This is a genomic window from Shewanella colwelliana (assembly GCF_001735525.1).
Lineage (GTDB): Bacteria > Pseudomonadota > Gammaproteobacteria > Enterobacterales > Shewanellaceae > Shewanella > Shewanella colwelliana.
Genome location: NZ_MCBT01000021.1, coordinates 1 through 25,540 on the forward strand (window position 1 = coordinate 1; position 25,540 = coordinate 25,540).

Annotated in this window: 41 protein-coding genes; 34 read left to right on the forward strand and 7 right to left on the reverse strand. The window is 44.9% G+C overall.

The window, feature by feature from the left end:
- From tuf to rplQ, 29 genes are all read left to right on the forward strand, one after another.
- On the forward strand, positions 1 to 1,047 hold a 1,047-nt coding region (gene tuf / locus BEL05_RS07890), incomplete at its 5' end, for an elongation factor Tu (RefSeq protein WP_069670834.1).
- A 361-nt stretch (positions 1,048 to 1,408) separates the two neighbouring features.
- The gene (gene rpsJ / locus BEL05_RS07895) at positions 1,409 to 1,720 is read left to right on the forward strand and encodes a 30S ribosomal protein S10 (RefSeq protein WP_011070616.1); all 312 of its coding nucleotides are present in this window, start codon (positions 1,409 to 1,411) and stop codon (positions 1,718 to 1,720) included.
- A 27-nt stretch (positions 1,721 to 1,747) separates the two neighbouring features.
- The gene (gene rplC, locus BEL05_RS07900; RefSeq protein ID WP_028764682.1) at positions 1,748 to 2,386 is read left to right on the forward strand and encodes a 50S ribosomal protein L3; all 639 of its coding nucleotides are present in this window, start codon (positions 1,748 to 1,750) and stop codon (positions 2,384 to 2,386) included.
- Between the two features lie 16 nt (positions 2,387 to 2,402).
- On the forward strand, positions 2,403 to 3,008 hold the full coding sequence (gene rplD / locus BEL05_RS07905; RefSeq protein ID WP_028764681.1) for a 50S ribosomal protein L4: 606 nt from the start codon (positions 2,403 to 2,405) through the stop codon (positions 3,006 to 3,008).
- Positions 3,005 to 3,304, forward strand: coding sequence for a 50S ribosomal protein L23 (gene rplW, locus BEL05_RS07910; protein ID WP_028764680.1), 300 nt, complete (start codon positions 3,005 to 3,007; stop codon positions 3,302 to 3,304). The genes rplD and rplW overlap by 4 nt, the downstream gene beginning before the upstream one ends.
- A 16-nt stretch (positions 3,305 to 3,320) precedes the next feature.
- A complete protein-coding gene (gene rplB, locus BEL05_RS07915; RefSeq protein ID WP_028764679.1) occupies positions 3,321 to 4,148 on the forward strand; it encodes a 50S ribosomal protein L2 in 828 nt (275 codons plus the stop codon).
- An 11-nt stretch (positions 4,149 to 4,159) separates the two neighbouring features.
- On the forward strand, positions 4,160 to 4,438 hold the full coding sequence (gene rpsS, locus BEL05_RS07920) for a 30S ribosomal protein S19 (protein ID WP_006083596.1): 279 nt from the start codon (positions 4,160 to 4,162) through the stop codon (positions 4,436 to 4,438).
- A gap of 15 nt (positions 4,439 to 4,453) precedes the next feature.
- Positions 4,454 to 4,786, forward strand: coding sequence for a 50S ribosomal protein L22 (rplV, locus tag BEL05_RS07925; RefSeq protein WP_011863971.1), 333 nt, complete (start codon positions 4,454 to 4,456; stop codon positions 4,784 to 4,786).
- Positions 4,787 to 4,795: 9 nt separating this feature from the next.
- Positions 4,796 to 5,485: a 30S ribosomal protein S3 gene (gene rpsC / locus BEL05_RS07930; protein ID WP_028764678.1), complete on the forward strand. Its 690-nt coding sequence runs from the start codon at positions 4,796 to 4,798 to the stop codon at positions 5,483 to 5,485.
- A gap of 11 nt (positions 5,486 to 5,496) precedes the next feature.
- Positions 5,497 to 5,907, forward strand: coding sequence for a 50S ribosomal protein L16 (rplP, locus tag BEL05_RS07935; protein ID WP_028764677.1), 411 nt, complete (start codon positions 5,497 to 5,499; stop codon positions 5,905 to 5,907).
- The gene (gene rpmC / locus BEL05_RS07940) at positions 5,907 to 6,098 is read left to right on the forward strand and encodes a 50S ribosomal protein L29 (RefSeq protein WP_011863974.1); all 192 of its coding nucleotides are present in this window, start codon (positions 5,907 to 5,909) and stop codon (positions 6,096 to 6,098) included. Before rplP ends, rpmC begins: the two co-directional genes overlap by 1 nt.
- The gene (rpsQ, locus tag BEL05_RS07945; RefSeq protein ID WP_028764676.1) at positions 6,098 to 6,346 is read left to right on the forward strand and encodes a 30S ribosomal protein S17; all 249 of its coding nucleotides are present in this window, start codon (positions 6,098 to 6,100) and stop codon (positions 6,344 to 6,346) included. Before rpmC ends, rpsQ begins: the two co-directional genes overlap by 1 nt.
- Positions 6,347 to 6,525: 179 nt before the next feature.
- Positions 6,526 to 6,894, forward strand: a complete 369-nt coding sequence (rplN, locus tag BEL05_RS07950; RefSeq protein ID WP_011863976.1) for a 50S ribosomal protein L14 — start codon at positions 6,526 to 6,528, stop codon at positions 6,892 to 6,894.
- A gap of 11 nt (positions 6,895 to 6,905) precedes the next feature.
- The gene (gene rplX, locus BEL05_RS07955) at positions 6,906 to 7,220 is read left to right on the forward strand and encodes a 50S ribosomal protein L24 (RefSeq protein WP_028764675.1); all 315 of its coding nucleotides are present in this window, start codon (positions 6,906 to 6,908) and stop codon (positions 7,218 to 7,220) included.
- Between the two features lie 12 nt (positions 7,221 to 7,232).
- Entirely contained in the window at positions 7,233 to 7,772 is a 540-nt protein-coding gene (gene rplE, locus BEL05_RS07960; RefSeq protein ID WP_028764674.1) for a 50S ribosomal protein L5, read from the forward strand.
- A gap of 10 nt (positions 7,773 to 7,782) precedes the next feature.
- Positions 7,783 to 8,088: a 30S ribosomal protein S14 gene (gene rpsN, locus BEL05_RS07965; RefSeq protein WP_028764673.1), complete on the forward strand. Its 306-nt coding sequence runs from the start codon at positions 7,783 to 7,785 to the stop codon at positions 8,086 to 8,088.
- A 23-nt stretch (positions 8,089 to 8,111) separates the two neighbouring features.
- Positions 8,112 to 8,504: a 30S ribosomal protein S8 gene (rpsH, locus tag BEL05_RS07970; RefSeq protein ID WP_028764672.1), complete on the forward strand. Its 393-nt coding sequence runs from the start codon at positions 8,112 to 8,114 to the stop codon at positions 8,502 to 8,504.
- A 10-nt stretch (positions 8,505 to 8,514) separates the two neighbouring features.
- Entirely contained in the window at positions 8,515 to 9,045 is a 531-nt protein-coding gene (gene rplF, locus BEL05_RS07975) for a 50S ribosomal protein L6 (RefSeq protein ID WP_028764671.1), read from the forward strand.
- 10 nt (positions 9,046 to 9,055) lie between these two features.
- Positions 9,056 to 9,406 carry a 50S ribosomal protein L18 gene (gene rplR / locus BEL05_RS07980; protein ID WP_028764670.1) on the forward strand — a complete coding sequence of 117 codons (351 nt, stop codon included), beginning with the start codon at positions 9,056 to 9,058 and terminating at the stop codon, positions 9,404 to 9,406.
- Between the two features lie 13 nt (positions 9,407 to 9,419).
- Positions 9,420 to 9,926: a 30S ribosomal protein S5 gene (rpsE, locus tag BEL05_RS07985; protein WP_028764669.1), complete on the forward strand. Its 507-nt coding sequence runs from the start codon at positions 9,420 to 9,422 to the stop codon at positions 9,924 to 9,926.
- 5 nt (positions 9,927 to 9,931) lie between these two features.
- Positions 9,932 to 10,117 carry a 50S ribosomal protein L30 gene (gene rpmD / locus BEL05_RS07990; RefSeq protein WP_028764668.1) on the forward strand — a complete coding sequence of 62 codons (186 nt, stop codon included), beginning with the start codon at positions 9,932 to 9,934 and terminating at the stop codon, positions 10,115 to 10,117.
- Between the two features lies 1 nt (position 10,118).
- Entirely contained in the window at positions 10,119 to 10,553 is a 435-nt protein-coding gene (rplO, locus tag BEL05_RS07995; protein WP_028764667.1) for a 50S ribosomal protein L15, read from the forward strand.
- 7 nt (positions 10,554 to 10,560) lie between these two features.
- Positions 10,561 to 11,901: a preprotein translocase subunit SecY gene (secY, locus tag BEL05_RS08000; RefSeq protein WP_028764666.1), complete on the forward strand. Its 1,341-nt coding sequence runs from the start codon at positions 10,561 to 10,563 to the stop codon at positions 11,899 to 11,901.
- Between the two features lie 21 nt (positions 11,902 to 11,922).
- Positions 11,923 to 12,036, forward strand: a complete 114-nt coding sequence (gene rpmJ, locus BEL05_RS20725; protein WP_006083579.1) for a 50S ribosomal protein L36 — start codon at positions 11,923 to 11,925, stop codon at positions 12,034 to 12,036.
- 117 nt (positions 12,037 to 12,153) lie between these two features.
- Entirely contained in the window at positions 12,154 to 12,510 is a 357-nt protein-coding gene (gene rpsM, locus BEL05_RS08005; RefSeq protein ID WP_028764665.1) for a 30S ribosomal protein S13, read from the forward strand.
- Between the two features lie 17 nt (positions 12,511 to 12,527).
- Positions 12,528 to 12,920 carry a 30S ribosomal protein S11 gene (gene rpsK / locus BEL05_RS08010; RefSeq protein WP_011863988.1) on the forward strand — a complete coding sequence of 131 codons (393 nt, stop codon included), beginning with the start codon at positions 12,528 to 12,530 and terminating at the stop codon, positions 12,918 to 12,920.
- A gap of 35 nt (positions 12,921 to 12,955) precedes the next feature.
- A complete protein-coding gene (rpsD, locus tag BEL05_RS08015; RefSeq protein WP_069670838.1) occupies positions 12,956 to 13,576 on the forward strand; it encodes a 30S ribosomal protein S4 in 621 nt (206 codons plus the stop codon).
- Positions 13,577 to 13,600: 24 nt separating this feature from the next.
- Positions 13,601 to 14,590, forward strand: a complete 990-nt coding sequence (locus BEL05_RS08020; RefSeq protein WP_028764663.1) for a DNA-directed RNA polymerase subunit alpha — start codon at positions 13,601 to 13,603, stop codon at positions 14,588 to 14,590.
- Positions 14,591 to 14,630: 40 nt separating this feature from the next.
- Entirely contained in the window at positions 14,631 to 15,023 is a 393-nt protein-coding gene (gene rplQ, locus BEL05_RS08025) for a 50S ribosomal protein L17 (protein ID WP_011863991.1), read from the forward strand.
- A gap of 285 nt (positions 15,024 to 15,308) precedes the next feature.
- Here rplQ and BEL05_RS08030 read toward each other — a convergent pair whose 3' ends face one another.
- From BEL05_RS08030 to ccmA, 6 genes are all read right to left on the reverse strand, one after another.
- The gene (locus BEL05_RS08030) at positions 15,309 to 16,286 is read right to left on the reverse strand and encodes an ABC transporter substrate-binding protein (protein WP_083250324.1); all 978 of its coding nucleotides are present in this window, start codon (positions 16,284 to 16,286) and stop codon (positions 15,309 to 15,311) included.
- Between the two features lie 100 nt (positions 16,287 to 16,386).
- Positions 16,387 to 16,872, reverse strand: coding sequence for a cytochrome c maturation protein CcmE (gene ccmE / locus BEL05_RS08035; RefSeq protein ID WP_028764661.1), 486 nt, complete (start codon positions 16,870 to 16,872; stop codon positions 16,387 to 16,389).
- 2 nt (positions 16,873 to 16,874) lie between these two features.
- A complete protein-coding gene (gene ccmD / locus BEL05_RS08040) occupies positions 16,875 to 17,069 on the reverse strand; it encodes a heme exporter protein CcmD (protein WP_028764660.1) in 195 nt (64 codons plus the stop codon).
- Entirely contained in the window at positions 17,069 to 17,815 is a 747-nt protein-coding gene (locus tag BEL05_RS08045; RefSeq protein WP_028764659.1) for a heme ABC transporter permease, read from the reverse strand. The genes ccmD and BEL05_RS08045 overlap by 1 nt, the downstream gene beginning before the upstream one ends.
- Position 17,816: 1 nt before the next feature.
- The gene (gene ccmB / locus BEL05_RS08050; protein WP_028764658.1) at positions 17,817 to 18,503 is read right to left on the reverse strand and encodes a heme exporter protein CcmB; all 687 of its coding nucleotides are present in this window, start codon (positions 18,501 to 18,503) and stop codon (positions 17,817 to 17,819) included.
- A gap of 10 nt (positions 18,504 to 18,513) precedes the next feature.
- On the reverse strand, positions 18,514 to 19,164 hold the full coding sequence (ccmA, locus tag BEL05_RS08055; protein ID WP_028764657.1) for a cytochrome c biogenesis heme-transporting ATPase CcmA: 651 nt from the start codon (positions 19,162 to 19,164) through the stop codon (positions 18,514 to 18,516).
- 336 nt (positions 19,165 to 19,500) lie between these two features.
- On the opposite strand from ccmA, the gene BEL05_RS08060 reads away from it, so the two are divergent.
- A complete protein-coding gene (locus BEL05_RS08060) occupies positions 19,501 to 19,794 on the forward strand; it encodes a c-type cytochrome (RefSeq protein WP_028764656.1) in 294 nt (97 codons plus the stop codon).
- A gap of 117 nt (positions 19,795 to 19,911) precedes the next feature.
- On the opposite strand, the gene ccmI is transcribed toward BEL05_RS08060, so the two are convergent.
- Positions 19,912 to 21,156, reverse strand: coding sequence for a c-type cytochrome biogenesis protein CcmI (gene ccmI / locus BEL05_RS08065; protein ID WP_069670839.1), 1,245 nt, complete (start codon positions 21,154 to 21,156; stop codon positions 19,912 to 19,914).
- 407 nt (positions 21,157 to 21,563) lie between these two features.
- Between ccmI and BEL05_RS08070 the strand changes: the two genes are divergently transcribed.
- The 4 genes from BEL05_RS08070 to BEL05_RS08085 are packed head-to-tail and all read left to right on the forward strand — an operon-like array spanning position 21,564 to position 25,184.
- Positions 21,564 to 23,540 (forward strand): heme lyase CcmF/NrfE family subunit, encoded by a 1,977-nt coding sequence (locus tag BEL05_RS08070; RefSeq protein WP_028764654.1) that lies wholly within the window; start codon positions 21,564 to 21,566, stop codon positions 23,538 to 23,540.
- 17 nt (positions 23,541 to 23,557) lie between these two features.
- Positions 23,558 to 24,115 carry a DsbE family thiol:disulfide interchange protein gene (locus tag BEL05_RS08075; protein ID WP_028764653.1) on the forward strand — a complete coding sequence of 186 codons (558 nt, stop codon included), beginning with the start codon at positions 23,558 to 23,560 and terminating at the stop codon, positions 24,113 to 24,115.
- Positions 24,115 to 24,594 carry a heme lyase NrfEFG subunit NrfF gene (gene nrfF, locus BEL05_RS08080; RefSeq protein WP_028764652.1) on the forward strand — a complete coding sequence of 160 codons (480 nt, stop codon included), beginning with the start codon at positions 24,115 to 24,117 and terminating at the stop codon, positions 24,592 to 24,594. Before BEL05_RS08075 ends, nrfF begins: the two co-directional genes overlap by 1 nt.
- Entirely contained in the window at positions 24,591 to 25,184 is a 594-nt protein-coding gene (locus tag BEL05_RS08085) for a TlpA disulfide reductase family protein (RefSeq protein WP_069670840.1), read from the forward strand. Before nrfF ends, BEL05_RS08085 begins: the two co-directional genes overlap by 4 nt.
- Positions 25,185 to 25,540: the final 356 nt, after the last annotated feature.

The following is a 25,540-nucleotide window of genomic DNA, read 5'->3' on the forward strand; positions in this document are numbered from 1 at the left end:
TTCGCACAGATCGATAACGCTCCAGAAGAGCGTGAGCGCGGTATTACAATTAATACTTCTCACATCGAATATGACACTCCATCACGTCACTACGCACACGTAGACTGCCCAGGTCACGCGGATTATGTTAAAAACATGATCACTGGTGCTGCACAGATGGACGGCGCAATCCTAGTAGTTGCTTCTACAGATGGTCCAATGCCACAAACTCGTGAGCACATCCTGCTTTCACGTCAGGTTGGTGTACCATTCATCATCGTATTCATGAACAAGTGTGACATGGTTGATGACGAAGAGCTTCTAGAGCTAGTAGAAATGGAAGTTCGTGAACTTCTTAGCGAATATGACTTCCCAGGTGATGACCTACCAGTTATCCAAGGTTCTGCGCTTAAAGCCCTTGAAGGCGAGCCAGAGTGGGAAGCTAAGATCATTGAACTAGCTGAAGCACTAGACACTTATATTCCTGAGCCAGAGCGTGCTATCGATGGTGCATTCATTCTTCCAATCGAAGATGTATTCTCAATCGCTGGTCGTGGTACTGTTGTTACTGGTCGTGTAGAGCGCGGTATCATCAAAGTAGGTGAAGAAGTAGAAATCGTTGGTATCAAAGATACAACTAAGACTACTTGTACTGGTGTTGAAATGTTCCGTAAACTGCTTGACGAAGGTCGTGCAGGTGAGAACTGTGGTGTACTACTACGTGGTACTAAGCGTGACGAAGTTGAGCGTGGTCAAGTATTGGCTAAGCCTGGTTCAATCACTCCACACACAACTTTCAAGTCAGAAATCTATGTTCTGTCTAAAGAAGAAGGCGGACGTCACACTCCATTCTTCAAAGGCTACCGTCCACAGTTCTACTTCCGTACAACTGACGTAACCGGTACTATCGAATTGCCAGAAGGCGTAGAGATGGTAATGCCTGGTGACAACGTAGCAATGACTGTAACACTAATCTGCCCAATCGCGATGGACGAAGGTTTACGCTTCGCAATCCGTGAAGGTGGCCGTACAGTTGGTGCTGGTGTTGTAGCTGAGATCGTAGCTTAATCGCAACGAGTCTTACTGACACTAGAAAGGGCAGCTTAGGCTGCCTTTTTTATTGCCTAAAATTTGACTAACGACAAACACTGGCTTTTCTGATCTCAATGAGTATAATGCTCACCACTTTGATGGATAGCGGACTAAGTGATGCTAATTCATTCAATGGGGTTGATCTCTGACTTTAGATCAGTATAATAGCCCCTCGCCTTAACCATTAGGCGAAAGATTGTCGGTTCTAGAAGCCGACGTAAAATAATACAGCGACTCCGATTTGGAGTCGAACGGTTAAATCATCTCGCTCTGCTTTTCCAGTAAGGAAGAAGCTAGAGGGTGATTTTTTATGTGTCCATTTTAGGAGCTCTGGTCAATGCAGAACCAAAGAATCCGTATCCGCTTAAAAGGATTTGATCATCGTCTGATCGATCAGTCTACTGCGGAAATCGTTGAAACTGCTAAGCGCACAGGCGCCCAGGTACGTGGTCCAATTCCACTACCAACGCGCAAAGAGCGTTATACCGTTTTGATCTCTCCACACGTTAATAAAGATGCGCGTGATCAGTACGAACTTCGTACTCATAAGCGTCTTGTTGACATCGTAGAGCCGACTGAGAAGACTGTAGATGCACTTATGCGTCTTGATCTTGCGGCAGGTGTTGACGTTCAAATTAGCTTAGGTTAATTGAGATCCTTAGAAGAGGTTTGAGAGATGGCTATCGGTCTTATCGGTCGTAAAGTAGGTATGACTCGCATCTTCAATGAAGATGGTGCGTCAATACCTGTAACAGTAATTGAAATTGCAGCTAACCGCGTTGCTCAAGTGAAAACTTTAGAAACTGACGGTTACCGTGCACTTCAAGTTACTACTGGTACCAAAAAAGCTAATCGCATCACTAAGCCAGAAGCTGGTCACTTTGCTAAGGCAGGCGTAGAAGCCGGTCGTGGTTTGTGGGAAGTTCGTTTGGCTGACGGTGAAGGCGAAGGCATTGAAGTTGGTGCTGAGCTTAATGTTGATATCTTCGCTGACGTAGCGAAAGTTGATGTTACTGGTCAATCAAAAGGTAAAGGTTTCCAAGGCGGTATTAAGCGTTGGAATTTCCGTACCCAAGATGCAACACATGGTAACTCATTGGCACATAGAGCTAACGGTTCTATCGGTCAAAACCAAACACCTGGTCGCGTTTTCAAAGGTAAGAAAATGTCAGGCCACATGGGTGCCGAGCGTGTTACTACTCAAAATCTAGACGTTGTACGTGTAGATGTTGAACGTAACTTGCTATTGGTTAAGGGTGCAGTTCCAGGCGCTACTAATGGCGACCTGATCATCAAGCCTGCCGTTAAAGCTTAGGTCTGAGGAGATAGTAATGGAATTGGTATTGAAAGACGCACAGAGTGCTCTTGAAGTTTCCGAAACTACCTTCGGCCGTGACTTTAATGAAGCACTGGTTCATCAGGTAGTTGTAGCATATGCTGCGAACGCGCGTCAGGGCACTCGTGCTCAAAAGACTCGCGCAGAAGTAATTGGCTCTGGCAAAAAGCCATGGCGCCAAAAAGGTACTGGCCGTGCACGTGCTGGTACAGTAAAAGGCCCAATCTGGCGTGGCGGTGGCGTAACTTTCGCTGCTAAAACACAAGATCACAGCCAAAAAGTTAACAAGAAGATGTACCGCGGAGCGCTTAAGAGCATTCTGTCTGAGTTAGTACGTCAAGATCGCCTTGTTGTCGTTGAGTCATTTGGTGTTGAAGCTCCTAAAACTAAAGAGCTAAAAGCTAAATTGGCAGAAATGAAGCTGGAAGACGTGTTGATTGTTACTCCAGAAATTGACGAGAACTTGTTCTTAGCTGCACGCAACCTATACAAAGTTGACGTACGTGATGTTGCTGGTATTGATCCAGTTAGCCTTATCGCGTTCAACAAAGTACTAGTTACTGCCGATGCTATTAAGCAAATCGAGGAGATGCTGGGATGATAAGCGAAGAACGTTTGCTAAAAGTTATTCTAGCGCCGCATATCTCTGAAAAGAGTACTGTTTGCGCTGAAAATAACAACACGGTAGTTTTCCGTGTAGCTATCGATGCGACTAAAGCTGAAGTAAAAGCTGCAGTAGCTAAGTTGTTCGAAGTTGAAGTAGATTCAGTTCGCACTTTGGTTAACAAAGGTAAAACTAAACGCACTGGCGCCCGTACTGGCCGTCGTAGCGATTGGAAAAAAGCCTATGTTACTTTAGCTGCAGGTGCTGATATCGATTTCGTCGGCGCTGAGTAAGCAAAGGAGAATTATCATGGCAGTTATTAAGTGTAAGCCAACCTCTGCTGGTCGTCGCCACGTAGTTAAAGTGGTGAACAGCGATCTGCACAAGGGTAAACCTTTTGCTGGCCTGTTGGCGAAAAAATCAAAAAGTGGTGGCCGTAATAATACTGGTCGTATCACTGTTCGTCACGTAGGTGGTGGACACAAGCAGCACTATCGTATTGTTGACTTTAAGCGCAACAAAGACGGTATTCCTGCAAAAGTTGAGCGTTTGGAATATGATCCAAACCGCACAGCAAACATCGCACTTGTTTTGTATGCTGATGGTGAGCGTCGTTATATCCTTGCTGCTAAAGGCATGCAAGCTGGTGATAAGATCCAGTCTGGTATCGATGCTGAAATCAAAGCGGGTAACGCTTTGCCATTACGCAACATCCCAGTAGGTAGTGTTGTACACGCAGTTGAAATGAAGCCTGGTAAAGGTGCTCAAATCGCTCGTTCAGCAGGTACTTATGTTCAAGTTGTAGCTCGTGATGGTGCCTACGCTACTCTACGTCTTCGCTCTGGCGAAATGCGTAAAGTACCAGTAGATTGCCGCGCGACTTTGGGTGAAGTTGGTAATGCCGAGCATATGCTACGCCAGTTAGGTAAAGCAGGTGCTAAACGCTGGAGAGGCGTACGCCCTACAGTTCGTGGTGTTGCAATGAACCCAGTAGACCATCCACATGGTGGTGGTGAAGGCCGTACTTCTGGTGGTCGTCATCCTGTTTCTCCATGGGGTGTTCCAACTAAGGGTTATAAGACTCGTAGTAACAAACGCACCGACAAGTACATTGTACGTCGTCGTAACAAAAAGTAAGAGGATTCGCCATGCCACGTTCTCTCAAGAAAGGTCCATTCATTGACCTACACTTGCTGAAGAAGGTAGAGAAAGCGATGGAAGCGGGTGACAAAAAGCCTATTAAGACTTGGTCTCGCCGCTCTATGATCATCCCTAACATGATTGGGTTGACCATCGCTGTCCATAATGGTCGTCAGCACGTACCTGTGTTCGTAACTGACGAAATGATCGGCCACAAGCTTGGTGAATTTTCACCAACTCGCACTTATCGCGGCCATGCTGCTGATAAGAAAGCGAAGAAGCGTTAATACGGGAGACCCAAGATGGAAGTTTTAGCTAAACATCGTTTTGCCCGTACGTCGCCTCAAAAGTGTCGTTTGGTTGCAGATCAAATCCGTGGACTGCCTGTTGCTAAGGCTCTCGAAATTTTAACTTTCAGCCCAAAGAAAGCTGCAGTACTCGTTAAAAAAGTACTTGATTCTGCTATCGCTAATGCTGAGCACAATGAAGGTGCTGACATTGACGAGCTGAAAGTTGGAAAAGTCTTTGTAGACGAAGGTCCAACAATGAAGCGTATCATGCCACGTGCTAAAGGCCGTGCTGATCGTATAATCAAGCGTACCAGCCACATCACTGTGGTTGTATCAGATCGCTAGGAGTTAGCAATGGGACAGAAAGTACATCCTAATGGTATCCGTCTGGGTATCACTAAGCCTTGGATCTCGACTTGGTACGCTGATAAATCAGATTATGCCAATAACTTGAGTAGCGACTGGGAAGTGCGTAAGTTTCTTGAAAAGAAGCTTAAGCAAGCATCAGTTTCTAAGATTGTTATCGAGCGTCCAGCGAAAAGCGTTCGCGTGACTATCCACACAGCCCGTCCAGGCGTTGTGATTGGTAAGAAAGGCGAAGACGTTGAAAAGTTGCGCAACCAAGTTGCCAAGTTGACTGGTATTCCAGCTCAAATCAACATCGCTGAAATCCGTAAGCCAGAGCTAGATGCTAAGCTTGTTGCCGAAGGCATCGCTTCTCAGCTAGAGCGTCGTGTTATGTTCCGTCGTGCTATGAAGCGCGCTGTTCAAAACGCTATGCGTCTTGGTGCTAAGGGTATTAAAGTTGAAGTGAGCGGCCGTCTAGGCGGCGCTGAGATTGCGCGTTCAGAGTGGTATCGTGAAGGTCGTGTACCTCTACATACACTGCGTGCTGATATCGACTATTCTACTGCAGAAAGTCACACTCAATACGGTGTGATCGGCGTTAAAGTTTGGGTCTTCAAAGGTGAAGTTCTAGACGGCGTTGTTCCTGCGCATGAAGAGCCGAAACAGCAGCCGAAGCGTAAGCCTCGCGGTAAATAGGAGAGCTGGCAATGCTGCAACCAAAACGAATGAAGTTTCGCAAAATGTTCAAAGGCCGCAACCGTGGTCTTGCGAACGGCACTGAAGTTAGCTTCGGTGAGTTCGGTCTGAAAGCTGTTGGACGTGGTCGTCTTACTGCTCGTCAAATCGAATCTGCGCGTCGTGCTATGACACGTCACATTAAACGTCAAGGTCAAATCTGGATCCGCGTTTTCCCTGACAAGCCAATTACCTCTAAGCCTCTTGAAGTGCGTATGGGTAAAGGTAAGGGTAACGTAGAATACTGGGTTTGCCAGATTCAACCTGGTAAGGTTCTTTACGAGATGAATGGTGTACCTGAAGCTTTAGCGCGTGAAGCGTTTACTTTAGCTGCTGCCAAGCTTCCAATTAAGACTACCTTCGTAACTAAGACGGTGATGTAATGAAAGCGAGCGAACTAACACAGAAGAGCGTTGAAGAATTGAACGCTGAACTGCTTGGTCTGCTGCGTGAGCAGTTTAATCTGCGTATGCAACACGCCACTGGTCAGTTGACTCAGACTCATCAGCTTAAAATCGTGCGTCGTAATATTGCGCGCGTTAAGACCATTATTACTTCTAAGGCGGGTGCATAATGACTGATAAAATCCGTACTTTGCAAGGTCGAGTACTTAGCGACAAGATGGACAAGTCTATCACTGTTGCTATTGAACGTAAGGTTAAGCATCCTCTATACGGGAAGTTTATCAAGCGTACTACTAAGATCCATGCACATGACGAAACAAATCAGTGTAATGCTGGCGATGTCGTGACTATTCGCGAATGCCGTCCGCTATCTAAGACTAAGTCTTGGACTCTGGTTGAAGTAGTAACAAAAGCCTAACTTAATTAGGTATTTAGCGAAACGGCTCCTTTCTGGGGGCCGTTTTTATTTTTAGTACTATCTATTCCTATTTTTGGGTGTTATACTTGCGCGCCATTTTGGACAATAATATTGTCAAAAGTGGTTAAAATATGCCCCAATTGTGGGATTTGTGAAGTAACGATAGCGGAGCACTTAAAATGATCCAAATGCAATCGACTCTAGAAGTCGCCTGTAACAGTGGCGCTCGTAGAGTTCAGTGTATTAAGGTCTTGGGTGGCTCTCATCGTCGTTATGCCGGTATCGGCGACGTCATCAAGGTTTCTGTAAAAGAAGCAATTCCTCGCGGTAAAGCGAAGAAAGGTGACGTGTATAACGCGGTGGTAGTCCGTACTAAGAAAGGCGTGCGTCGTCCAGACGGTTCTGTCATTCGCTTCGATCGGAACGCAGCGGTTTTGCTTAATGCAAACCTTGCACCGATTGGTACTCGTATCTTTGGACCAGTGACGCGTGAATTGCGTACCGAACAATTTATGAAAATTGTTTCACTGGCACCAGAAGTACTGTAAGGAGCTTCAAAATGGCAGCTAAAATCCGTCGTGAAGACGAAGTAATTGTACTAGCAGGTAAAGACAAGGGTAAACGCGGTAAGGTTTCTCGAGTTTTGCCAACTGGTAAATTAATTGTAGAAGGCATCAATCTTATCAAGAAGCACCAGAAGCCTAACCCTCAAATGGGTGTGACTGGTGGTATTGTTGAGAAAGAAGCAGCGATACAAGCATCAAATGTAGCGATTTTCAACTCTGCCACTGGCAAAGCTGATCGCGTTGGTTTCCGATTTGAAGACGGCAAAAAAGTCCGTTTCTTTAAGTCGAACAGTGAACTCATTAAGTAATTGGAGTAAACGATGGCGAAACTGCATGATAAATATAAAGAGACTGTTATCGCGGAACTTGCTAAAAAGTTCGGTTATACCAGTGTCATGCAAGTCCCTCGGATTGATAAAATCACCCTTAACATGGGTGTTGGCGAAGCTGTAGCAGATAAGAAAGTTATGGAGCATGCGCTTCGTGACATGACTGCTATCGCTGGTCAAAAACCAGTTGTAACTGTTGCTCGTAAATCAGTTGCTGGTTTTAAAATCCGTGATGGCTACCCGATCGGCTGTAAGGTAACTCTGCGTGGCGAACGCATGTGGGAGTTCCTTGAGCGTTTAGTTGATATCGCAATCCCGCGTATTCGTGACTTCCGAGGTTTGAGCGCTAAGTCGTTCGACGGACGTGGTAACTACGCAATGGGTGTACGTGAGCAAATCATCTTCCCGGAAATCGAGTACGATAAAATCGATAAAATCCGTGGTATGGATATTGTTATCACTACTACTGCGAAGAATGACGAAGAAGGCCGTGCTTTACTAGACGCCTTTAACTTCCCATTCAAGAAATAAGGGTAGCGAAATGGCAAAAAGTTCAATGAAAGCACGTGAAGCAAAACGTGCCAAGCTCGTGGCTAAGTATGCTGAACAGCGTCTAGCTCTTAAGGCTATCATTAGCAGTCCAACTACTTCTGAAGAAGATCGTTGGGATGCAGTTCTTAAGCTGCAAGGTCTACCACGTGACTCAAGTTCTGCGCGTCAGCGTAATCGTTGTAGTCAAACTGGTCGCCCACATGGTTTCCTACGCAAATTCGGCCTTAGCCGTATTAAATTGCGTGAAGCTACCATGCGTGGTGAAGTTCCTGGCCTGCGTAAGGCCAGCTGGTAATACTTGTCACGGAGTAAGCTAATATGAGCATGCAAGATCCAATTGCGGATATGTTAACTCGCATTCGTAACGGCCAAGCTGCTAAACACGTAACAGTATCTATGCCTTCTAATAAGCTAAAAGTTGCCATTGCGCAAACGCTTAAAGAAGAAGGTTATATCTCTGATTACGCTGTAGTAGGCGAAGCTAAACCGGCACTTGAAATTACGTTAAAGTATTTCCAAGGCCAACCAGTCGTTGAGACTATCCAGCGCGTTAGCCGTCCTGGTCTTCGTATTTACAAAGGTAAAAACGAACTTCCAAAGGTTATGGGCGGACTGGGTGTCGCAATCGTGTCCACTTCTAAAGGTTTGATGACTGATCGTACTGCCCGCCAAAATGGCATGGGTGGGGAAGTTATCTGCTACGTAGCATAAGGAGCTAGCAATGTCTCGTGTCGCAAAAGCACCAGTCGCTATCCCTGCAGGCGTAGAAGTGACTTTAAACGAACAAACTATCACCGTAAAAGGTTCTAAAGGTAGTTTGACTCGAGTAATTAACGCTGATGTTTCTGTTGTTGTAGAAAACAACGAAGTTAAGTGTGCACCAGTTGAAGGCGTGAAAACCGCTGCACAAGCTGGTACTGCTCGAGCTCTAATCAACAACATGGTTGTTGGTGTTAATGAAGGTTTCGAAAGAAAACTTACTCTAGTTGGTGTTGGTTACCGTGCGAAAATCGCTGGTAAAGGCATCGATTTGACTCTAGGTTTCTCACATCCTTTAGTTCACCAGCTTCCAGACGGCGTGACTGCAGAATGCCCAAGCCAAACTGAAATCGTACTTAAGGGTACTGATAAGCAGTTAATTGGCCAGGTTGCTGCAGAGATTCGCGGCTATCGTCCACCAGAGCCTTATAAAGGTAAGGGTGTTCGTTATGCTGATGAGCAAGTACGCCGTAAAGAGGCTAAGAAGAAGTAGGTAACGCGATATGGATAAGAAAACATCTCGCTTACGCCGCGCTACTCGCGCCCGTAAGAAGATCCAAGAGCTGGGCGTTAACCGTCTGGTTGTACATCGTACACCACGTCACACGTACGCACAGGTTATTGATGCCAACGCGCAAGTTGTGGCGGCAGCTTCTACTGCTGAGAAAGCGGTATCAGAGCAGCTTAAATACACAGGTAACGTTGATGCAGCAAAAGTAGTGGGTAAAACCGTTGCAGAGCGTGCTATCGAAAAAGGCGTAACTGTAGTTGCATTCGATCGTTCCGGCTTTAAGTATCACGGACGCGTTGCTGCATTAGCAGACGCAGCTCGTGAAGCTGGCCTACAGTTCTAAGGAATGATTAAAAATGGCTAAATTTGAAGCTCAACAACAAAAAGATGATCTGCAAGAGAAATTGGTTGCAGTAAATCGTGTTTCTAAAGTAGTTAAAGGCGGACGTATCTTTAGCTTCACTGCACTAACTGTAGTGGGTGATGGTAACGGTAAAGTCGGCTATGGCTATGGTAAAGCGCGTGAAGTACCTGCAGCAATTCAGAAAGCAATGGAAAAGGCTCGCCGTAACATTGTTTCTGTAGAACTTGTAAATGGTACTTTGCACCACCCTGTTAAGGGCCGTCATACTGGTTCGCGTGTTTACATGCAGCCAGCCTCTGAAGGTACCGGTATTATCGCCGGTGGTGCTATGCGTGCCGTATTGGAAGTAGCAGGCGTTCATAACGTTCTGTCGAAAGCATACGGTTCTACTAACCCGATCAACATCGTTCGCGCAACTGTCGATGCGTTGGTGCACATGAAGTCACCAGCACAAATCGCAGCTAAGCGTGGCCTGAATGTTGATGAAATTCGAGGTTAAGCACCATGGCTACTAAAACTTTAAAAGTGACACAGACTAAAAGCTCAATTGGACGTTTGCCAAAGCATCGTGCAACATTGACTGGTCTAGGTCTACGCCGTATTAATCACACTGTTGAAGTTGAAGATACTCCTTCAATTCGCGGTATGATTAACAAGGTTTACTACATGGTTTCGGTGGAGGAAGTATAAGATGCGTCTAAATACTCTATCACCTGCTGCAGGTGCTAAATCAGCAGCTAAGCGTGTAGGTCGCGGTATCGGTTCTGGCTTAGGTAAAACTTGTGGTCGCGGTCACAAAGGTCAGAAATCTCGTTCAGGCGGCGGCGTTCGCGTCGGTTTCGAAGGTGGTCAAATGCCACTTAAGATTCGTTTGCCGAAATTCGGTTTTACTTCGCGTAAAGCGTTGGTATCTGCCGAAGTTCGTATCAGCGAACTAGCTAAAGTTAACGGTGATGTTGTCGACTTGAATGCACTGAAAGATGCGAATCTCGTTACTCGCAACATACAGTTTGCTAAAGTCGTTCTTTCAGGTACCATTGAACGCCCTGTGACCGTTAAAGGTCTTAAGGTAACCAAAGGTGCTCGTGCAGCTATTGAAGCTGCCGGCGGAAAGATCGAGGAATAATACGTCGATGGCAAAACCAGGACTTGATTTAAAAAGCGCGAAAGGTGGATTTTCTGAACTGAAGACTCGCCTCCTGTTCGTGATTGGTGCGATTATCGTCTTTAGAGCCGGTTCGTTCGTGCCAATTCCTGGTATTGACGCAGCTGTATTAGCAGAGCTGTTTAATCAGCAGAAGGGTACCATCTTAGGCATGTTTAACATGTTCTCTGGTGGCGCCCTTGAGCGTGCTTCTATCTTTGCATTAGGTATCATGCCGTATATTTCGGCATCGATTATCATGCAACTATTGACTGTCGTGCACCCAGCATTAGCCGAACTTAAAAAGGAAGGCGAATCTGGGCGTAAGAAGATCAGTCAATATACACGATACGGCACTCTGGTCTTGGGTACATTCCAAGCAATTGGTATTGCAACAGGGTTACCAAACTTAGTCCCAGGTTTAGTAGTAAATCTCGGCTTTGGTTTCTACTTTGTTGCTGTTGTGAGCTTAGTTACAGGAACAATGTTCCTAATGTGGCTAGGTGAGCAGATTACTGAGAGAGGCATTGGTAACGGTATCTCGATATTGATTTTCGCAGGTATTGTTGCTGGTCTACCATCTGCTATCGGCCAAACGGCTGAGCAGGCGCGTCAAGGCGACTTGAACGTACTAGTATTATTGTTGATTGCGGTAATTGTATTTGCTGTAACCTATTTTGTTGTGTTTGTTGAGCGTGGACAACGTCGTATCGTTGTTAACTATGCTAAGCGTCAGCAGGGCCGTAAGGTGTTCGCTGCGCAAAGTACTCATTTACCACTTAAGGTTAATATGGCTGGTGTGATTCCACCAATCTTTGCGTCAAGCATCATTTTGTTCCCAGGTACACTGGCTCAGTGGTTTGGACAAAATGAAGGGTTATCTTGGTTAAGTGATTTTTCACTTGCAGTATCACCAGGTCAGCCGCTTTACTCATTGTTGTATGCAACAGCAATCATTTTCTTCTGTTTCTTCTATACAGCGTTGGTGTTTAACCCACGTGAAACAGCTGATAACTTGAAGAAGAGTGGTGCGTTTATTCCCGGGATCCGTCCTGGAGAACAGACTTCGCGTTATATAGATAAAGTAATGACTCGCCTAACATTAGCTGGCGCATTATACATTACTTTTATCTGTTTAATTCCGGAGTTCATGTTAATCGCGTGGAAGGTACAGTTCTATTTTGGCGGTACCTCACTACTAATTATGGTAGTCGTGATCATGGACTTCATGGCTCAGGTTCAGACCCATATGATGTCACATCAGTATGAGTCTGTGATGAAGAAAGCTAACCTAGTTAACAAAGCGAATTTAGATCGCTTTGGACGCTAAGTAGCTTTACGGAGTGATGAAATGAAAGTTCGAGCTTCCGTGAAGAAGATCTGCCGTAACTGCAAGATCGTAAAGCGTAGCGGCGTTGTACGCGTTATCTGTGTTGAACCAAAACACAAACAGCGTCAAGGCTAAAAAACTTTTGACCAGCTCAATAATTGAGCTGGTCAAAATATTATTTGCAAAATTGTCATCTGTCGAGTATCCTACCGGGCTTTTCACAGATGGCCTTTAACTTATGAGGAGTGCATAGTGGCCCGTATCGCTGGCATTAACATTCCTGATCAAAAGCATACAGTCATTGCATTGACTGCTATCTATGGTATTGGACTTACTCGCGCACAAAAAATCTGCGCGGCTACTTCAATTGCTGAAGATGCTAAGATCAAGGAATTGAGCGAAGCTCAAATAGACACACTACGCGAAGAAGTTGCTAAATACATTGTAGAAGGTGACTTACGTCGTGAAGTATCCATGAACATCAAGCGTCTAATGGACCTTGGTTGTTATCGTGGTCTTCGCCACCGTCGTAGCCTGCCCCTTCGTGGGCAACGTACTAAGACCAATGCGCGTACGCGTAAAGGTCCACGTAAGCCAATTAGAAAGTAACGGGAAGGTAAACCAATATGGCTAAAGTTCCGTCACGTTCAACGCGCAAGCGCGTACGTAAACAGGTTGCTGATGGCATGGCTCATATCCATGCATCTTTCAACAACACAATTATTACCATTACAGATCGTCAAGGTAATGCACTATCTTGGGCAACTTCTGGTGGTTCAGGTTTCCGTGGTTCACGTAAATCTACCCCGTTTGCTGCACAGGTTGCTGCTGAGCGCGCAGGTGTTGCTGCTCAGGACTACGGTGTTAAAAACCTTGAAGTTTTTGTGAAGGGTCCAGGTCCAGGTCGTGAATCAGCTATTCGAGCGCTGAACGCGGTTGGTTATAAAATAACCAACATTACCGATGTGACGCCGATCCCTCATAATGGTTGTCGTCCTCCTAAGAAACGTCGCGTTTAATCGCTCGTTTTTAATAGGATAGTTGGAGAAAGAACATGGCAAGATACTTGGGTCCAAAGCTCAAGCTCAGCCGCCGAGAAGGTACAGACCTTTTCTTAAAAAGCGGTGTGAGAGCAATTGATTCGAAGTGTAAGCTTGAAGCTGCACCTGGACAACACGGCGCTCGTAAAGCACGTTTGTCTGAGTATGGCGTTCAGTTACGCGAAAAACAAAAAGTTCGTCGTACTTATGGTGTGCTAGAAAAGCAGTTCCGTAACTACTACAAAGACGCTGCACGTCTAAAAGGTAACACTGGTGAAAACCTACTTACTCTTCTAGAAACTCGTTTAGATAACGTCGTTTATCGTATGGGTTTTGGTGCAACACGTGCTGAAGCACGTCAGCTAGTTAGCCATAAGTCTATTATGGTCAACGGCCGCGTTGTTAATATTCCATCGTTCAAAGTGTCTGCGAATGATGTAATTAGCGTTCGTGAGAAGTCTCAAAAGCAAGCTCGTATTAAAGCTGCTTTAGAAGTTGCGTCTCAGCGCGAAAAGCCAACATGGGTTGAAGTAGATGGTGCTAAGATGGAAGGTGCTTTCAAGCGTCTACCAGAGCGTAGCGACTTGTCTGCGGAAATTAACGAACAGCTGATCGTCGAGCTTTACTCTAAGTAAAGCTAATAAACAAGAGAGGACACAATGCAGGGTTCTGTTACAGAATTTCTTAAACCGCGTCTCGTTGATATCGAGCAGGTTAACCCAACACGTGCCAAGGTTACACTAGAACCACTTGAGCGTGGTTTTGGTCACACTTTAGGTAACGCGTTGCGTCGTATCCTATTGTCGTCTATGCCCGGCTGCGCGGTTACCGAAGTCGAGATTGATGGTGTACTGCACGAATACAGCAGCAAGGAAGGCGTACAAGAGGATATCCTAGAGATCTTGCTTAACCTGAAAGGGTTAGCAGTGGTTGTCGAGGGTAAAGACGAGGCTATGCTTACTTTAAGCAAGTCAGGCGCAGGCCCTGTTACCGCAGCAGATATCACGCACGATGGTGATGTTACTATTATGAATCCTGATCATGTTATCTGTCATTTGACCGGTAATAATGATATCAGCATGCGCATCCGTGTTGAACGTGGTCGTGGTTATGTTCCAGCTTCTGCTAGAGCACAAACCGAAGACGACGATCGACCAATTGGTCGCTTGTTAGTGGATTCATCTTTCTCACCTGTCGCGCGTATTGCTTACAATGTTGAAGCAGCACGTGTTGAACAGCGTACTGACTTAGACAAACTCGTTATCGATATGACCACAAACGGTACTATTGATCCTGAGGAAGCAATTCGTCGTTCTGCAACAATTTTGGCTGAACAGCTAGATGCGTTTGTTGAACTTCGTGATGTCACTGAGCCAGAGCAGAAAGAAGAGAAGCCAGAGTTCGACCCGATTCTGTTGCGTCCTGTCGACGATCTAGAGCTAACTGTACGTTCGGCTAACTGTTTGAAAGCCGAAGCGATTCATTACATCGGAGATCTGGTACAGCGTACTGAGGTTGAGCTACTTAAAACACCTAACTTGGGTAAGAAATCTCTTACCGAAATTAAGGATGTGTTAGCTTCTCGCGGACTTTCATTAGGTATGCGTCTCGAAAACTGGCCTCCAGCTAGTTTAGCAGACGACCTATAAAGTCCTAGTTTGTACAGATTTAGGTAATAAGGATTAGGTCATGCGCCATCGTAAGAGTGGTCGTCAACTAAACCGTAACAGCAGTCATCGCCAAGCTATGTTTCGTAACATGGCAAGCTCTTTAGTCCGTCACGAAGTGATCAAGACTACTGTAGCTAAAGCGAAAGAACTGCGTCGCGTAGTTGAACCTCTAATAACACTTGCTAAGAGTGATAGCGTTGCAAATCGTCGTTTGGCGTTTGCTCGTACTCGCGACGCTGAAGTCGTTGGTAAGTTATTTAATGAATTGGGTCCACGCTACCAGGAACGTCCTGGTGGATATACCCGTATCCTTAAGTGCGGTCTACGTACTGGTGATAAAGCGCCTATGGCGTATATTGAACTAGTAGGTCGTCCAGAAGCTGCTGAAGCTGTTGAAGAAGCTGCTGAGTAACACTGGGATTCATTGTTAAAAAGCCGGGCAATAGCCCGGCTTTTTTATGTCTGTAATTTGTTTAACTTATTTTTATTACCTTCAGTATTAACTGGCATGCTTGTGATTGCGGTCACGGCTCTTTCATAAGCCGTAATCGATCGGCGGTGCTGCCGTTTACATCATTTAGCAAATAAGTACCCTTAACATAGCTGGTATAGCTTAAATTTTTCGTTATTTGGAACACTTTAACGCTAACCTCTCTAGTGCGGGTATTGGATTTGTTCCCATGTGGACTCTGTTGGCTTAAGGGATATAGTTGCTCTTTTTTACTAGGTTATCTGATAAAGTAAGATTCCACTTAGCTAGCCCTGATTTACTAAAGAGAAAACGTCCTTTGCGGTCGCTCACATAGTGTATCTGGTCCGGTTGTCGCCCGGCTGCTATTTGATTGATAAGTTCCGCGGCCAACTCACCATGTAGGTACCCGTCTAAGACATAGCCGCCAATATTTGCATTGTGGCCAACGCTAAAGTCCCAGAAGCCAAAGTGAGGCAGTTGTGCATTAGCTGCTGTCCAGGACATGATTTCATTTGGCGGCACAAGCGCCTCCTTTGAATCTCTTAATGTGTGATACAAGCCGATGAAGATCGCTCGGTAGCCGCTCCGCTTTGCCTGCCTTATTGAACTTCTCCACTCCGCAAAAGTCGTTATCTGCTGAAAGTCGACCTGTATATGCCCTAATCGGGTTGTATTGGATGTGGCTGAGATCTGTCGTATTGCAGCCCTAGATGTGGGACTGTTATCGAACATAACTAGTATTTTACTATTGTTAGCTTGGGGGAGGATACCGTCGAACATTAGTACGTTCCTTTTAAAGAGTGGACGTTCCAGTACTCCGGTGAAATTGTTGAAATTGTGTAATCCATATTCTCGTGGGTTAGCATTTAGCCCAAGAAATACCACGGGTATTTTTGTGTTGCTGAGCCGCTCACTAAGGCTGCTGATGGCATTATCATCAGCCAGTACTATCAGGTTGGGTGTTTGACTTTGAATCGCCCTCCACGTTTCATTTGCTCTTTGTGGCAGAGTCTCGATTGGGAGTCTTTTAGTGTCTAAATAGTAATGGGTAACATCTGTTGCTGTTGAAAAATGGTCAGTAAGACCTTTCGTATAGGCCTCAACCCATGGGTACTCGGCATGGTAACTGTGAACAATGGTGATGGAGTTTGCTGTAGCAGTAAAGCTCAGCATAGTGATAAGGGCTGTTAATACTATATTCACTGATTAGACCCGACAGATCATTTTATATAGTTATAGTTCATCCCTAGTAAAGGCGCATAAAAAAGGCCTCAATAGAGGCCTTAGATGAAATTGTTAACGATTAATATTTTGATTTCTGATCGTCGTTGTATTCGAGTTTGTCATGGGTCTGACCCATTGCTTCGGCAACTTCTGGTGGCATATAGTTTTCGTCGTGCTTAGCCAGTACTTCAGTCGCCTCCAATTTACCATTTTCAATCAGCACACCTTGGGCGACAATACCTTGACCTTCACGGAATAGATCTGGGAGCAGATCATCGTAAGTCACAATGATTTCACCGCCGAGCGAGTCATGTACTGCAAACTCGACATGAAGGCTGTTTGGATCGCGGAGCATTGAACCGACGGTAACCATACCACCAACACGGATACGTTGGCCTACTTCAGGTTTAACACCAGTATCTTTTTTACCTTGAACAATTTCAGTCGGCGTATAAAACAGGTTAAGGTTTGAATTCAACGCATATAATAATAGCGATGCAATGGCGGCTACACCACCGATAAGTGCGGTAGCGAGTGCGAGTCTTTTTTTACGTCTAGCGTTCACTGTTAATTACTCCGGTTGGCTTTTAAGCGTTCTTCACGTTGGATTTTCTTTGCAATCTCAGTCAATATCTTACGTTTTTGACGAAGACTGACGATAACGAGTGTTCCAAGTGAAAAGAATGTAACTCCATAAGCGAGCCATACATAAAAAGCATAGCCACCCATATTAAAAAAATCTGCTAATGAATCGAACTGCATTATTTGACCCCTTCAGCTGTCGCGAGTTCCCTAACCCAAGGACGCATTCCGTTACGCGCAAGAATTTCTGCTCTGAAGCGCACTAATGTGATAGCACCAATCATCAGGCCGAACCCAAGGATGTTAATAAGTAACGGCATCAGCATTTCCATGGCCATTGAAGATTTTTCTGTAATCTTAATGGTCGCTGGCTGATGAAGCGAATTCCACCATTCAACTGAATACTTGATGATTGGAATGTTAATCACCCCGACGATGGCGAGAATGCCTGCAGCGCGAGCGGCTAACACTTTATCTTCAAACGAGGCATAGAGTGAAATGACGCCTAGATACAGGAATAACAGCACCAACTCAGAAGTCAGGCGTGCATCCCATACCCACCAAGTGCCCCACATTGGTTTACCCCATGTCGCGCCAGTGATAAGCGCAATGAAAGTCACGACCGCACCAATAGGAGCAATAGCGGCTGCGGCCCAGTCTGCTGATTTTATTTGCCAGACGAGTCCGATAAATGCGGATGTTGCCATCGCCATATAAGCTGACATAGACATGGAAGCCGCAGGTACATGTATAAAGATGATTCTATAACTGTCGCCTTGTTGATAGTCGACTGGAGCAAATAATAGCCCCCAAATTGAACCGACGCCAATAAATCCGATTGCTAGTGCTGAAAACCATGGCAGCAATGTGCCAGCGAGTTTATATGCACGTTCTGGGTCTGCATAAGAATGTAGCCATTTCCACATTTTAGTTAGTACTCACTCTTAGAGAAGCGCCAATAGCAAAAGGCGCTAAGATTAACGAACCGACCAACATAGCACCAATAATGGCGAGATGGCCGCTGTAGGGTAAATTCAACCCTGCTGCATCAATTGCACTGGTGGCAAAAATCAGCACAGGTATATATAAGGGTAAAATAAGTAAACTTAATAATACTCCCCCTTTACGGAGGCCTACGGTTAAGGCGACACCAATAGCTCCTAGTAAGCTTAACACCGGAGTCCCTAATGCTAACGTTGCCATCAATGCACCATAGCTGTTGTCATCGAGGTGGAGCAAAACTGCTAAAAGTGGTGCGACCAATATTAGTGGCACCCCAGTCAAGATCCAATGTGCTAGCACTTTTGCTAACACCATTAGCGAAAGAGGCTGCGGGCTCAGCAACATTTGTTCAAGACTGCCATCAACAAAGTCGGCTTTAAATAATCGTTCCAATGACAGCATTGATGCTAGCAGTGCTGCGACCCAAATAATACCAGGGGCCACACGGGATAAAACCTGTGGTTCGGGTCCAATGCCTAGTGGGAAAAGTGTCACCACTAAGATAAAAAATAGTAGAGGATTAAATATATCCCCTTTGTGTCTAATGGCAATTTGCAGATCACGCTTTAGTAGGGTGAAGAATGCTTGAGTAAAACTAATGCCTTTATTCATTTACAGCACCTTATATAAAGCGATAGTCGAGACGGATTTTACGCAAGATGTCATCACCTATGATACTCATGTCTTGGTGAGTGGTCATGATGACACAGCCGCCGTTTTGGGCATGCTGTAGAAATAGTTGCTCCAACTCTTCAACGCCTTTTTTATCGATAGCCGTAAATGGTTCGTCTAGCAGCCATACTTTACAATTGGTATGCCATAAACGCGCTAGGGCTGTTCGTCTATGTTGTCCTGCTGAAAGGTGGCCTGCCAAAGCCTCTTCAAAGCCAGAAAGGTTAACTTTGTTTAGGATCGCAGTGCTATCAAAGTCATCATACCCGCTAATTCTTAAATTGAAGTTAAGATTTTCTTCAGCGGTTAACTCACTTTTAACACCGGCAAGATGGCCGAGGTAGAGTAGGTCGTCGTTGTATTCATCACGGCAGCGGTTAATGTCTTCACCTTTGTAGCGGGCTTCACCAGCATAAGGACGTGACAAGCCTGCGAGTATCCGTAACAGGCTGGTCTTTCCCGAACCGTTAGGTCCTTCGATTTGTACTATTTCACCTGCCTGAATATGAAAGCTTAACTCGTCGAATAAAATTCGCTCCTCGCGAATGCAGGTCAAATTGTCAGCCGATACCAGTGTTGTTGCTGTTTTTTCTTCTACCACTGAACCCTCTATCTCAAGCCATGTATCAACACAAACGATATTAACATAATCCCTAATTGGGGTTTAGTCCTGGTTACTTTTTAGTGTCAGCAATTTGATATGCTTCCAAAAAGTGAAACCTTTTACCATGCCGCATTGAACTTTTTCAACTTTTGCTAATGTAACAGTAAATTGAGATGCCTAGTGCATATTGCACTTGGGAATTCTGATATTAATCACAAAAAGGTGAGATTTATCGAAGATTGATGTATTCTAGAGCAGCTAAACATAAGTCTACCCGCGATAAAGTCAGGGTGGCATTGAGCTTTGTTAATATTTGCATTAGGAACGTTGAACATGAAAAAACTGTTAGCATTGTCAGCAGTGGCTGCATTGACCTTGTCTGCAAACGTATTTGCGCAAGAAGGTGAAGCTGTATATAACAAGGCATGCCAAGTATGCCACAGTATGGGTGTTGCTGGTGCACCAAAATCTCATGACGTTGCTGCATGGGAGCCACGCTTAGCCAAAGGTATGGACGCATTAATTGGTAGTGTTAAAGGTGGTCTAAACGCGATGCCACCAGGTGGTATGTGTACAGATTGTACTGACGAAGATTACAAGAATGCTATCGAGTTCATGTCGAAGTAATCTTAGTGAGTAAAAAAACCGGCTTATGGCCGGTTTTTTTATCACTAGCGTTCATGTGTATAAACCCTCTGCACAAAAAAGCCGACACTGAAGTCGGCTTTTTTAATGGCTAGTTATCTACTGAACTTGTGTGTCTAACACCAGTTGTGCGCTTGAGCCCACAGCCATTGTCTCTAGGCGACCCTGAATATCACCTGGTTGCGCTTTAACTGATCCGTGTTTAGACAATACAGCGATAATCTCAACATTGTTTGCATCACTAAGTTTGATATCGCCACCCATACCAGTGCTATCGTCCAAAGTGATTGATGTAGGTAGTGACTTTGCTGAGATCTTCGTTGCCGCTAAAGGAATTTTAGGTCCTTCAGTGCTACGAGCAAAGATAAATAGCATATCCGTACTACTCACTTGTGCTTGTAGTTCTGGAGAAATCGATACGTCGATGGTCACTGTTTTAGTTGCTTTGGCTTGCTGATGAGTGCTGTCGTTTGGCATCTCACCTGTTTCAGCTTGCATTCTCATCTTGGCACTTTCAATCGCGTTAATGATAGCACTGCGATCTACATCGCTGCGGTCGCTATCTAGGATAGTCTGCCATGCCTGAATCGACTTTTGATAATCGGCAGAGAAGAATGCGTCCATACCGACTAACAATAGTGTCGATGGATCTTCTGGGTCCAGCGCCAAAGACTGATCAACAATTGCTTGAATCTGTGGTGTCATACGTTGATCGGCTTTGTAGTAAAGCGCAGTGGCTTTGGGGCCGAGTAGTTCTGCATGGGTACCGACTAAAACCATCGCCTTGTCGAACGCTTTTACTGCTTCATCATAACGATTGGCGCTAATATAGGTGTGACCTAGGCTAAATAGAAGCTGACTGTTTTCTGGTTCGGCTTTTAGCTGCGATTCCATCATCTGAATGCGCTGTGCCATTATTTGGCTGGCATCCATCCCTGCGTGTGGATTATCAGGAACAGCTTGATCTAAATTGGCATAGGCACCTAAGCTACTATAGAAGTATCCTGAGACTCCAAGTATCGCCACAGACATTAATACTGGCCACAACAAGCCTTTCGGTTTAACTTGATTAACTAGAGATTCATCTTCGCCTTGCTTCATGTCTTGTAGCAAACTGATCTCGAGTTCTCTCTTAAGAGCGTCAAACTCGCCTTGATCGAGAAGTTCATCTTCGAGTTCTTTTTCTAATGTAGCTAATCGATTGTTAAACAAATCGAGGTTCGTTGCTTTACGAACACCCGCTTGTTCCGTTTGCCGCATTTTCTGCTGACGGAAGTGAGGAAACCAAATCAGCCCAAGGCTGACTAACACAAAAAGCGCAATAAAAATCCAGAGAGTGGTCATTATTTCTTTTTCACATTAGTTACAAAGTAAGCGGGGATGCCGCGCGATTAGGAATAAGATTATACGGAAAGATTATTCATTGAACAGTAATATAAGGGAATAGATGACTTAAAAGATGATACTTTTGCACTGGTTCACAGTTCGATTCTATTTTCGAAAAATGATTGAAACTTAAGTTTCAATCAAGGGTCAGAGCATAAAATCAGTCGGTTTTAACAATTGTTACATCTGTCTCCCGAGCGTAAGAATGAGACAGGTCACCCATAATTGTTCGAAAGAAGCAGACAGATACAATAGCAAATACTAAAATGACTCAAAATTTGTACCTTGAGCAGTGTGAATTACAAACGCTTGCGCATCACTAGAGATTGTTTTTATTGATGCATAATTAGGACTGAGGAAACCCCATGATCCCTGAATTAGGACACTTTTCGTTAATAATAGGTTTGGCTTTTGCCTTCTTATTAGCTAGCGTTCCCTTGATAGGTGTGGCTCGTAAAGACCAATACCTTGTTCGCTATGCTTGGCCTTTGAGCTATGGCATGTTTTTCTTTATTTTTCTCTCTGTTATCGTTTTAGGCTATAGCTTTGCCGTAGATGATTTCTCGGTGGCGTATGTCGCCCATCATTCTAATTCACAACTGCCAATATTCTTTAAAATTGCTGCAGTGTGGGGCGGACATGAAGGCTCTCTGCTATTTTGGGTTTTCTCTTTATCTTGCTGGGCGGCAGCAGTTGCCTTCTTTAGCAAAGGCTTAGAAGAGGTCTTTACCGCCCGTGTTCTTGCCGTTTTAGCAATGATCACGATTGGATTCACCCTCTTTATGGTGCTTACATCTAGTCCATTTGAGCGCTTGTTCCCTATCCCATTGGAAGGGCGAGACCTCAACCCAATGCTGCAGGATGTCGGGCTTATTTTCCATCCACCTATGCTTTATCTGGGTTATGTTGGCTTCTCTGTTAGCTTTGCATTTGCTATTGCAGCCTTGATGGGCGGACGTTTGGATTCAGCTTGGGCTCGATGGAGCCGCCCGTGGACATTGGCCGCTTGGGTATTCCTAACTGGTGGTATCTCTCTTGGTTCGTGGTGGGCATATTATGAATTAGGTTGGGGCGGTTGGTGGTTCTGGGATCCCGTTGAGAACGCATCATTCATGCCTTGGTTGATCGGTACCGCACTGCTTCACTCTGTCATTGTGACAGAGAAACGTGCGACGTTCCGTAACTGGACTGTTCTACTGTCTATTTTCGCATTTTCTCTCAGTTTGCTCGGTACCTTTATCGTTCGTTCGGGCGTACTGACCTCTGTGCACTCTTTTGCTGCCGACCCAAGTCGAGGTATGTTCATTCTACTGTTACTAGGTTTAGCGATTGGTGGGTCACTCACACTCTTTGCGTTTAGAGCCAGTGACATGAAGAGCCCAGCACGTTTCGAGTTGATGTCCAGAGAAACGATGCTATTAGTGGGTAATATCTTGCTGACTGTAGCGTGTGGTACTGTTCTGTTAGGGACACTTTACCCACTACTAATTGACGCACTGAACATGGGTAAAATCTCTGTAGGTCCTCCATATTTCAATGCAGTATTTGTACCTATTGTACTTGTTCTGTTTGTCTTTATGGGAATTGGTCCAAATATTCGCTGGAAGCGCGCTAAAGCGGGCGAACTTAAGAGTAAGCTTGTTATTCCTGCGGTAGTTGCGACTATTGCCGGCGTTGCTGCACCTTTCCTTGTTGATGGCAACTTCAATATTTGGGTTGTACTAGGTATTGGTACAGCGACTTGGATCCTGTTAGCGACGCTCCGCGCTGGCTATGACATGATTAGCGGCAAAGATGGGATTAGTCTCGCACGCCTTGGTCGTAGTCAACTTGGTATGATCATCGCTCATTTAGGTATTGCTGTATCTGTGGTAGGTGCAACGATGGTGTCGAACTACTCAATTGAAAAGAGTGTTCGTATGGGGCCTGGTGTAACCCAAGAGTTAGCGGGTTATAGCTTCCATTATATCGAAACCAAAAATGTTGTTGGACCAAACTACACAGCGCAACAAGGTCAAGTTGAAGTCACAAAAGATGGTGAGTTCGTAACACTCTTAAGACCGGATCGTCGCCAGTATAATGTCCGCACTATGGATATGACTGAAGCTGGAATTGATTGGGGGGTATTCCGTGACCTTTATATCACTATGGGCGATCCAATCAGCCGCACAGAATTTGCGGTGCGCTTGAACTATAAACCATTTGTTCGCTGGTTATGGTTCGGTAGCATCTTTATGATGGTCGGTGGTTTCTTTGCTGCATCGGATAAACGCTACCGCAGCGTTAAAGAAACAGAAGCATCTAAAGAAAAAGCTAAAGAGAAAGATTTAGCTACGGCATAACTTGAATTGGGGCAAGTATGAAGAAAAGGCTAGTACTATTTATTCCGTTAGTATTGTTTCTGGTGATGGGGGTATTCCTATATAAGGGGTTATTCCTTAATCCACAGCAACTTGATTCTGCCCTAGAAGGAAAGCCGATCCCGGCTTTCCAGTTAGAGCGTCTAGAGGATTCGAACGAAATAATTACAAATGAAAGTTTAAAAGGGCAAGTGTCGTTATTAAATGTTTGGGCAACTTGGTGTCCATCATGTAAATACGAGCACCCTTACTTAATGCGCTTGGCTAGACAGAACATCTTGCCAATTTATGGGATTAATTATCGAGATGAGCGTGCGTTAGCAGTGAGAGAGCTAACCCGTGAAGGCGATCCGTACACTAAGAACATTTTTGATCATGATGGACGTCTGGGCCTAGATTTGGGTGTTTATGGTGCACCAGAAAGTTATTTAGTTGACCATAATGGCATTATTCGCTTTCGCTATGCTGGCCCAATTGACATGAGAGTTTGGAAAGAGACACTTTACCCAATGATTCAAGAACTACAGGCCGAAGCTAAAGCTGTGGGAGCATCATAATGAAAGCTATTTTTGCTGTGGTGAGTGCGTTGCTATTATCTGTTGCGTTGATGACGTCAGCGGTTGCGACGCCAGTCGATACTTATGAATTCAAAAGCGTCGATAACCAAAAACGTGCGCTCGACTTAGCGCACTCATTGCGTTGCCCTCAATGTCAAAACCAAAACTTAATCGATTCAAACTCGCCAGTTGCACAAGATCTGCGCTTGGAAGTTTATCAAATGGTCGATGCAGGTAAGGCTGATGCTGAAATTATTGAGTTTATGACGAGCCGTTATGGTGAGTTTGTACTTTATAAGCCTAAGATGGAAGCTAAGACTTACGTATTGTGGTTAGGTCCAATAGGCTTACTGCTTATTGGTCTGATGATTGGCTTTGTATTTGTTCGCAAACAACGTATCTCAAATGTAGTCGAGCAAGATATATCTGCAGAAGACCAAGCCGAGTTAGATAAACTACTCAAGCGAGATGGCAAATGAATGTTAAGTTAGTGAGCGCATTTGTGCTCACATTACTTTTATCTAGCATTGCTCACATTAATACCGCTTCTGCGTACCCAGGTATGCAGAAGAAAGATAGCAACCAAGTGCAGTCCAGTGTTGATCTAATCAATGTGTTACCTAAATCTTATCCAATAGATGCGGTGCCATTTAAAGATGCGGCAGGTAAGGCGATGGACTTTAGCCAGTATCGTGGTCAAGTGGTTATGGTAAACATGTGGGCAACATGGTGTCCGCCATGTGTGAGGGAGTTACCTGCTTTAGATCGTTTTAAAGCAAAGTTTGATCCTAAACAGTTTACCGTATTACCAGTCTCTATCGATCTGGATGGCAAAGACAAGGTTGAGCCATTTTTAAAGTCTTTAGGAATGGAGAACTTTGAAACCTACTACGATCCTAAGCAAAAGCTTGGACAGGTTTTTCCGCTCGATACCATTCCTGCGACATTTATTCTTAACAAAGAGGGCGAGCTGGTGGCCTTCGTCAGAACCTTTGTAGATTGGGATGATGCCAAAGCTGTCGATCTTATTAATAGCTTCATTGATAAAGAGAGCACTAAAGCCCCTTAATCGCGATATCTGCTGACTAAATAAACGAAAAAGATCGTATTTGCCTAAAAGATCGGCATGCGATCTTTTTTTTATAAAAAGCCCTTGCGCCCATCCGAGAACTCCCTATAATGCGCATCCACTGACACGGCACAGCAGGCCAATCGCTCTTAGCAAACGCTAGGCAGTACGGGACTTGCAGCAGTGTGAGAGAGTTTAGTTTTTCGGAATTAGACTCAGGTGGTAAGCGCTTTAGCAGGCTTCCAGTGTTGATTGATTATCACATCAGTGGTTAACAAATCATCGCTTGGAAAACTTCTTAAAATAAGCACTTGACGCCGACAACGGGAAGTGTAGAATACGCATCCCTAAGCCAA

Coding starts and splice junctions, on each gene's coding strand:
- BEL05_RS08085 (WP_069670840.1), top strand. CDS start 24,591: ATGAATGTTAAGTTAGTGAGCGCATTTGTGCTCACATTACTTTTATCT.
- rplF (WP_028764671.1), top strand. CDS start 8,515: ATGTCTCGTGTCGCAAAAGCACCAGTCGCTATCCCTGCAGGCGTAGAA.
- BEL05_RS08070 (WP_028764654.1), top strand. CDS start 21,564: ATGATCCCTGAATTAGGACACTTTTCGTTAATAATAGGTTTGGCTTTT.
- rpsD (WP_069670838.1), top strand. CDS start 12,956: ATGGCAAGATACTTGGGTCCAAAGCTCAAGCTCAGCCGCCGAGAAGGT.
- rpsS (WP_006083596.1), top strand. CDS start 4,160: ATGCCACGTTCTCTCAAGAAAGGTCCATTCATTGACCTACACTTGCTG.
- rpsE (WP_028764669.1), top strand. CDS start 9,420: ATGGCTAAATTTGAAGCTCAACAACAAAAAGATGATCTGCAAGAGAAA.
- ccmB (WP_028764658.1), bottom strand. CDS start 18,503: ATGAATAAAGGCATTAGTTTTACTCAAGCATTCTTCACCCTACTAAAG.
- rplE (WP_028764674.1), top strand. CDS start 7,233: ATGGCGAAACTGCATGATAAATATAAAGAGACTGTTATCGCGGAACTT.
- rpmC (WP_011863974.1), top strand. CDS start 5,907: ATGAAAGCGAGCGAACTAACACAGAAGAGCGTTGAAGAATTGAACGCT.
- ccmD (WP_028764660.1), bottom strand. CDS start 17,069: ATGCAGTTCGATTCATTAGCAGATTTTTTTAATATGGGTGGCTATGCT.
- rplB (WP_028764679.1), top strand. CDS start 3,321: ATGGCAGTTATTAAGTGTAAGCCAACCTCTGCTGGTCGTCGCCACGTA.
- BEL05_RS08060 (WP_028764656.1), top strand. CDS start 19,501: ATGAAAAAACTGTTAGCATTGTCAGCAGTGGCTGCATTGACCTTGTCT.
- rplO (WP_028764667.1), top strand. CDS start 10,119: ATGCGTCTAAATACTCTATCACCTGCTGCAGGTGCTAAATCAGCAGCT.
- rpsK (WP_011863988.1), top strand. CDS start 12,528: ATGGCTAAAGTTCCGTCACGTTCAACGCGCAAGCGCGTACGTAAACAG.
- rpsJ (WP_011070616.1), top strand. CDS start 1,409: ATGCAGAACCAAAGAATCCGTATCCGCTTAAAAGGATTTGATCATCGT.
- rplC (WP_028764682.1), top strand. CDS start 1,748: ATGGCTATCGGTCTTATCGGTCGTAAAGTAGGTATGACTCGCATCTTC.
- secY (WP_028764666.1), top strand. CDS start 10,561: ATGGCAAAACCAGGACTTGATTTAAAAAGCGCGAAAGGTGGATTTTCT.
- rpsC (WP_028764678.1), top strand. CDS start 4,796: ATGGGACAGAAAGTACATCCTAATGGTATCCGTCTGGGTATCACTAAG.
- rpsH (WP_028764672.1), top strand. CDS start 8,112: ATGAGCATGCAAGATCCAATTGCGGATATGTTAACTCGCATTCGTAAC.
- rplR (WP_028764670.1), top strand. CDS start 9,056: ATGGATAAGAAAACATCTCGCTTACGCCGCGCTACTCGCGCCCGTAAG.
- rplV (WP_011863971.1), top strand. CDS start 4,454: ATGGAAGTTTTAGCTAAACATCGTTTTGCCCGTACGTCGCCTCAAAAG.
- rplQ (WP_011863991.1), top strand. CDS start 14,631: ATGCGCCATCGTAAGAGTGGTCGTCAACTAAACCGTAACAGCAGTCAT.
- rplW (WP_028764680.1), top strand. CDS start 3,005: ATGATAAGCGAAGAACGTTTGCTAAAAGTTATTCTAGCGCCGCATATC.
- BEL05_RS08075 (WP_028764653.1), top strand. CDS start 23,558: ATGAAGAAAAGGCTAGTACTATTTATTCCGTTAGTATTGTTTCTGGTG.
- nrfF (WP_028764652.1), top strand. CDS start 24,115: ATGAAAGCTATTTTTGCTGTGGTGAGTGCGTTGCTATTATCTGTTGCG.
- rpmD (WP_028764668.1), top strand. CDS start 9,932: ATGGCTACTAAAACTTTAAAAGTGACACAGACTAAAAGCTCAATTGGA.
- rplD (WP_028764681.1), top strand. CDS start 2,403: ATGGAATTGGTATTGAAAGACGCACAGAGTGCTCTTGAAGTTTCCGAA.
- rplX (WP_028764675.1), top strand. CDS start 6,906: ATGGCAGCTAAAATCCGTCGTGAAGACGAAGTAATTGTACTAGCAGGT.
- rpmJ (WP_006083579.1), top strand. CDS start 11,923: ATGAAAGTTCGAGCTTCCGTGAAGAAGATCTGCCGTAACTGCAAGATC.
- rpsQ (WP_028764676.1), top strand. CDS start 6,098: ATGACTGATAAAATCCGTACTTTGCAAGGTCGAGTACTTAGCGACAAG.
- rpsN (WP_028764673.1), top strand. CDS start 7,783: ATGGCAAAAAGTTCAATGAAAGCACGTGAAGCAAAACGTGCCAAGCTC.
- ccmI (WP_069670839.1), bottom strand. CDS start 21,156: ATGACCACTCTCTGGATTTTTATTGCGCTTTTTGTGTTAGTCAGCCTT.
- rplN (WP_011863976.1), top strand. CDS start 6,526: ATGATCCAAATGCAATCGACTCTAGAAGTCGCCTGTAACAGTGGCGCT.
- BEL05_RS08020 (WP_028764663.1), top strand. CDS start 13,601: ATGCAGGGTTCTGTTACAGAATTTCTTAAACCGCGTCTCGTTGATATC.
- BEL05_RS08045 (WP_028764659.1), bottom strand. CDS start 17,815: ATGTGGAAATGGCTACATTCTTATGCAGACCCAGAACGTGCATATAAA.
- rplP (WP_028764677.1), top strand. CDS start 5,497: ATGCTGCAACCAAAACGAATGAAGTTTCGCAAAATGTTCAAAGGCCGC.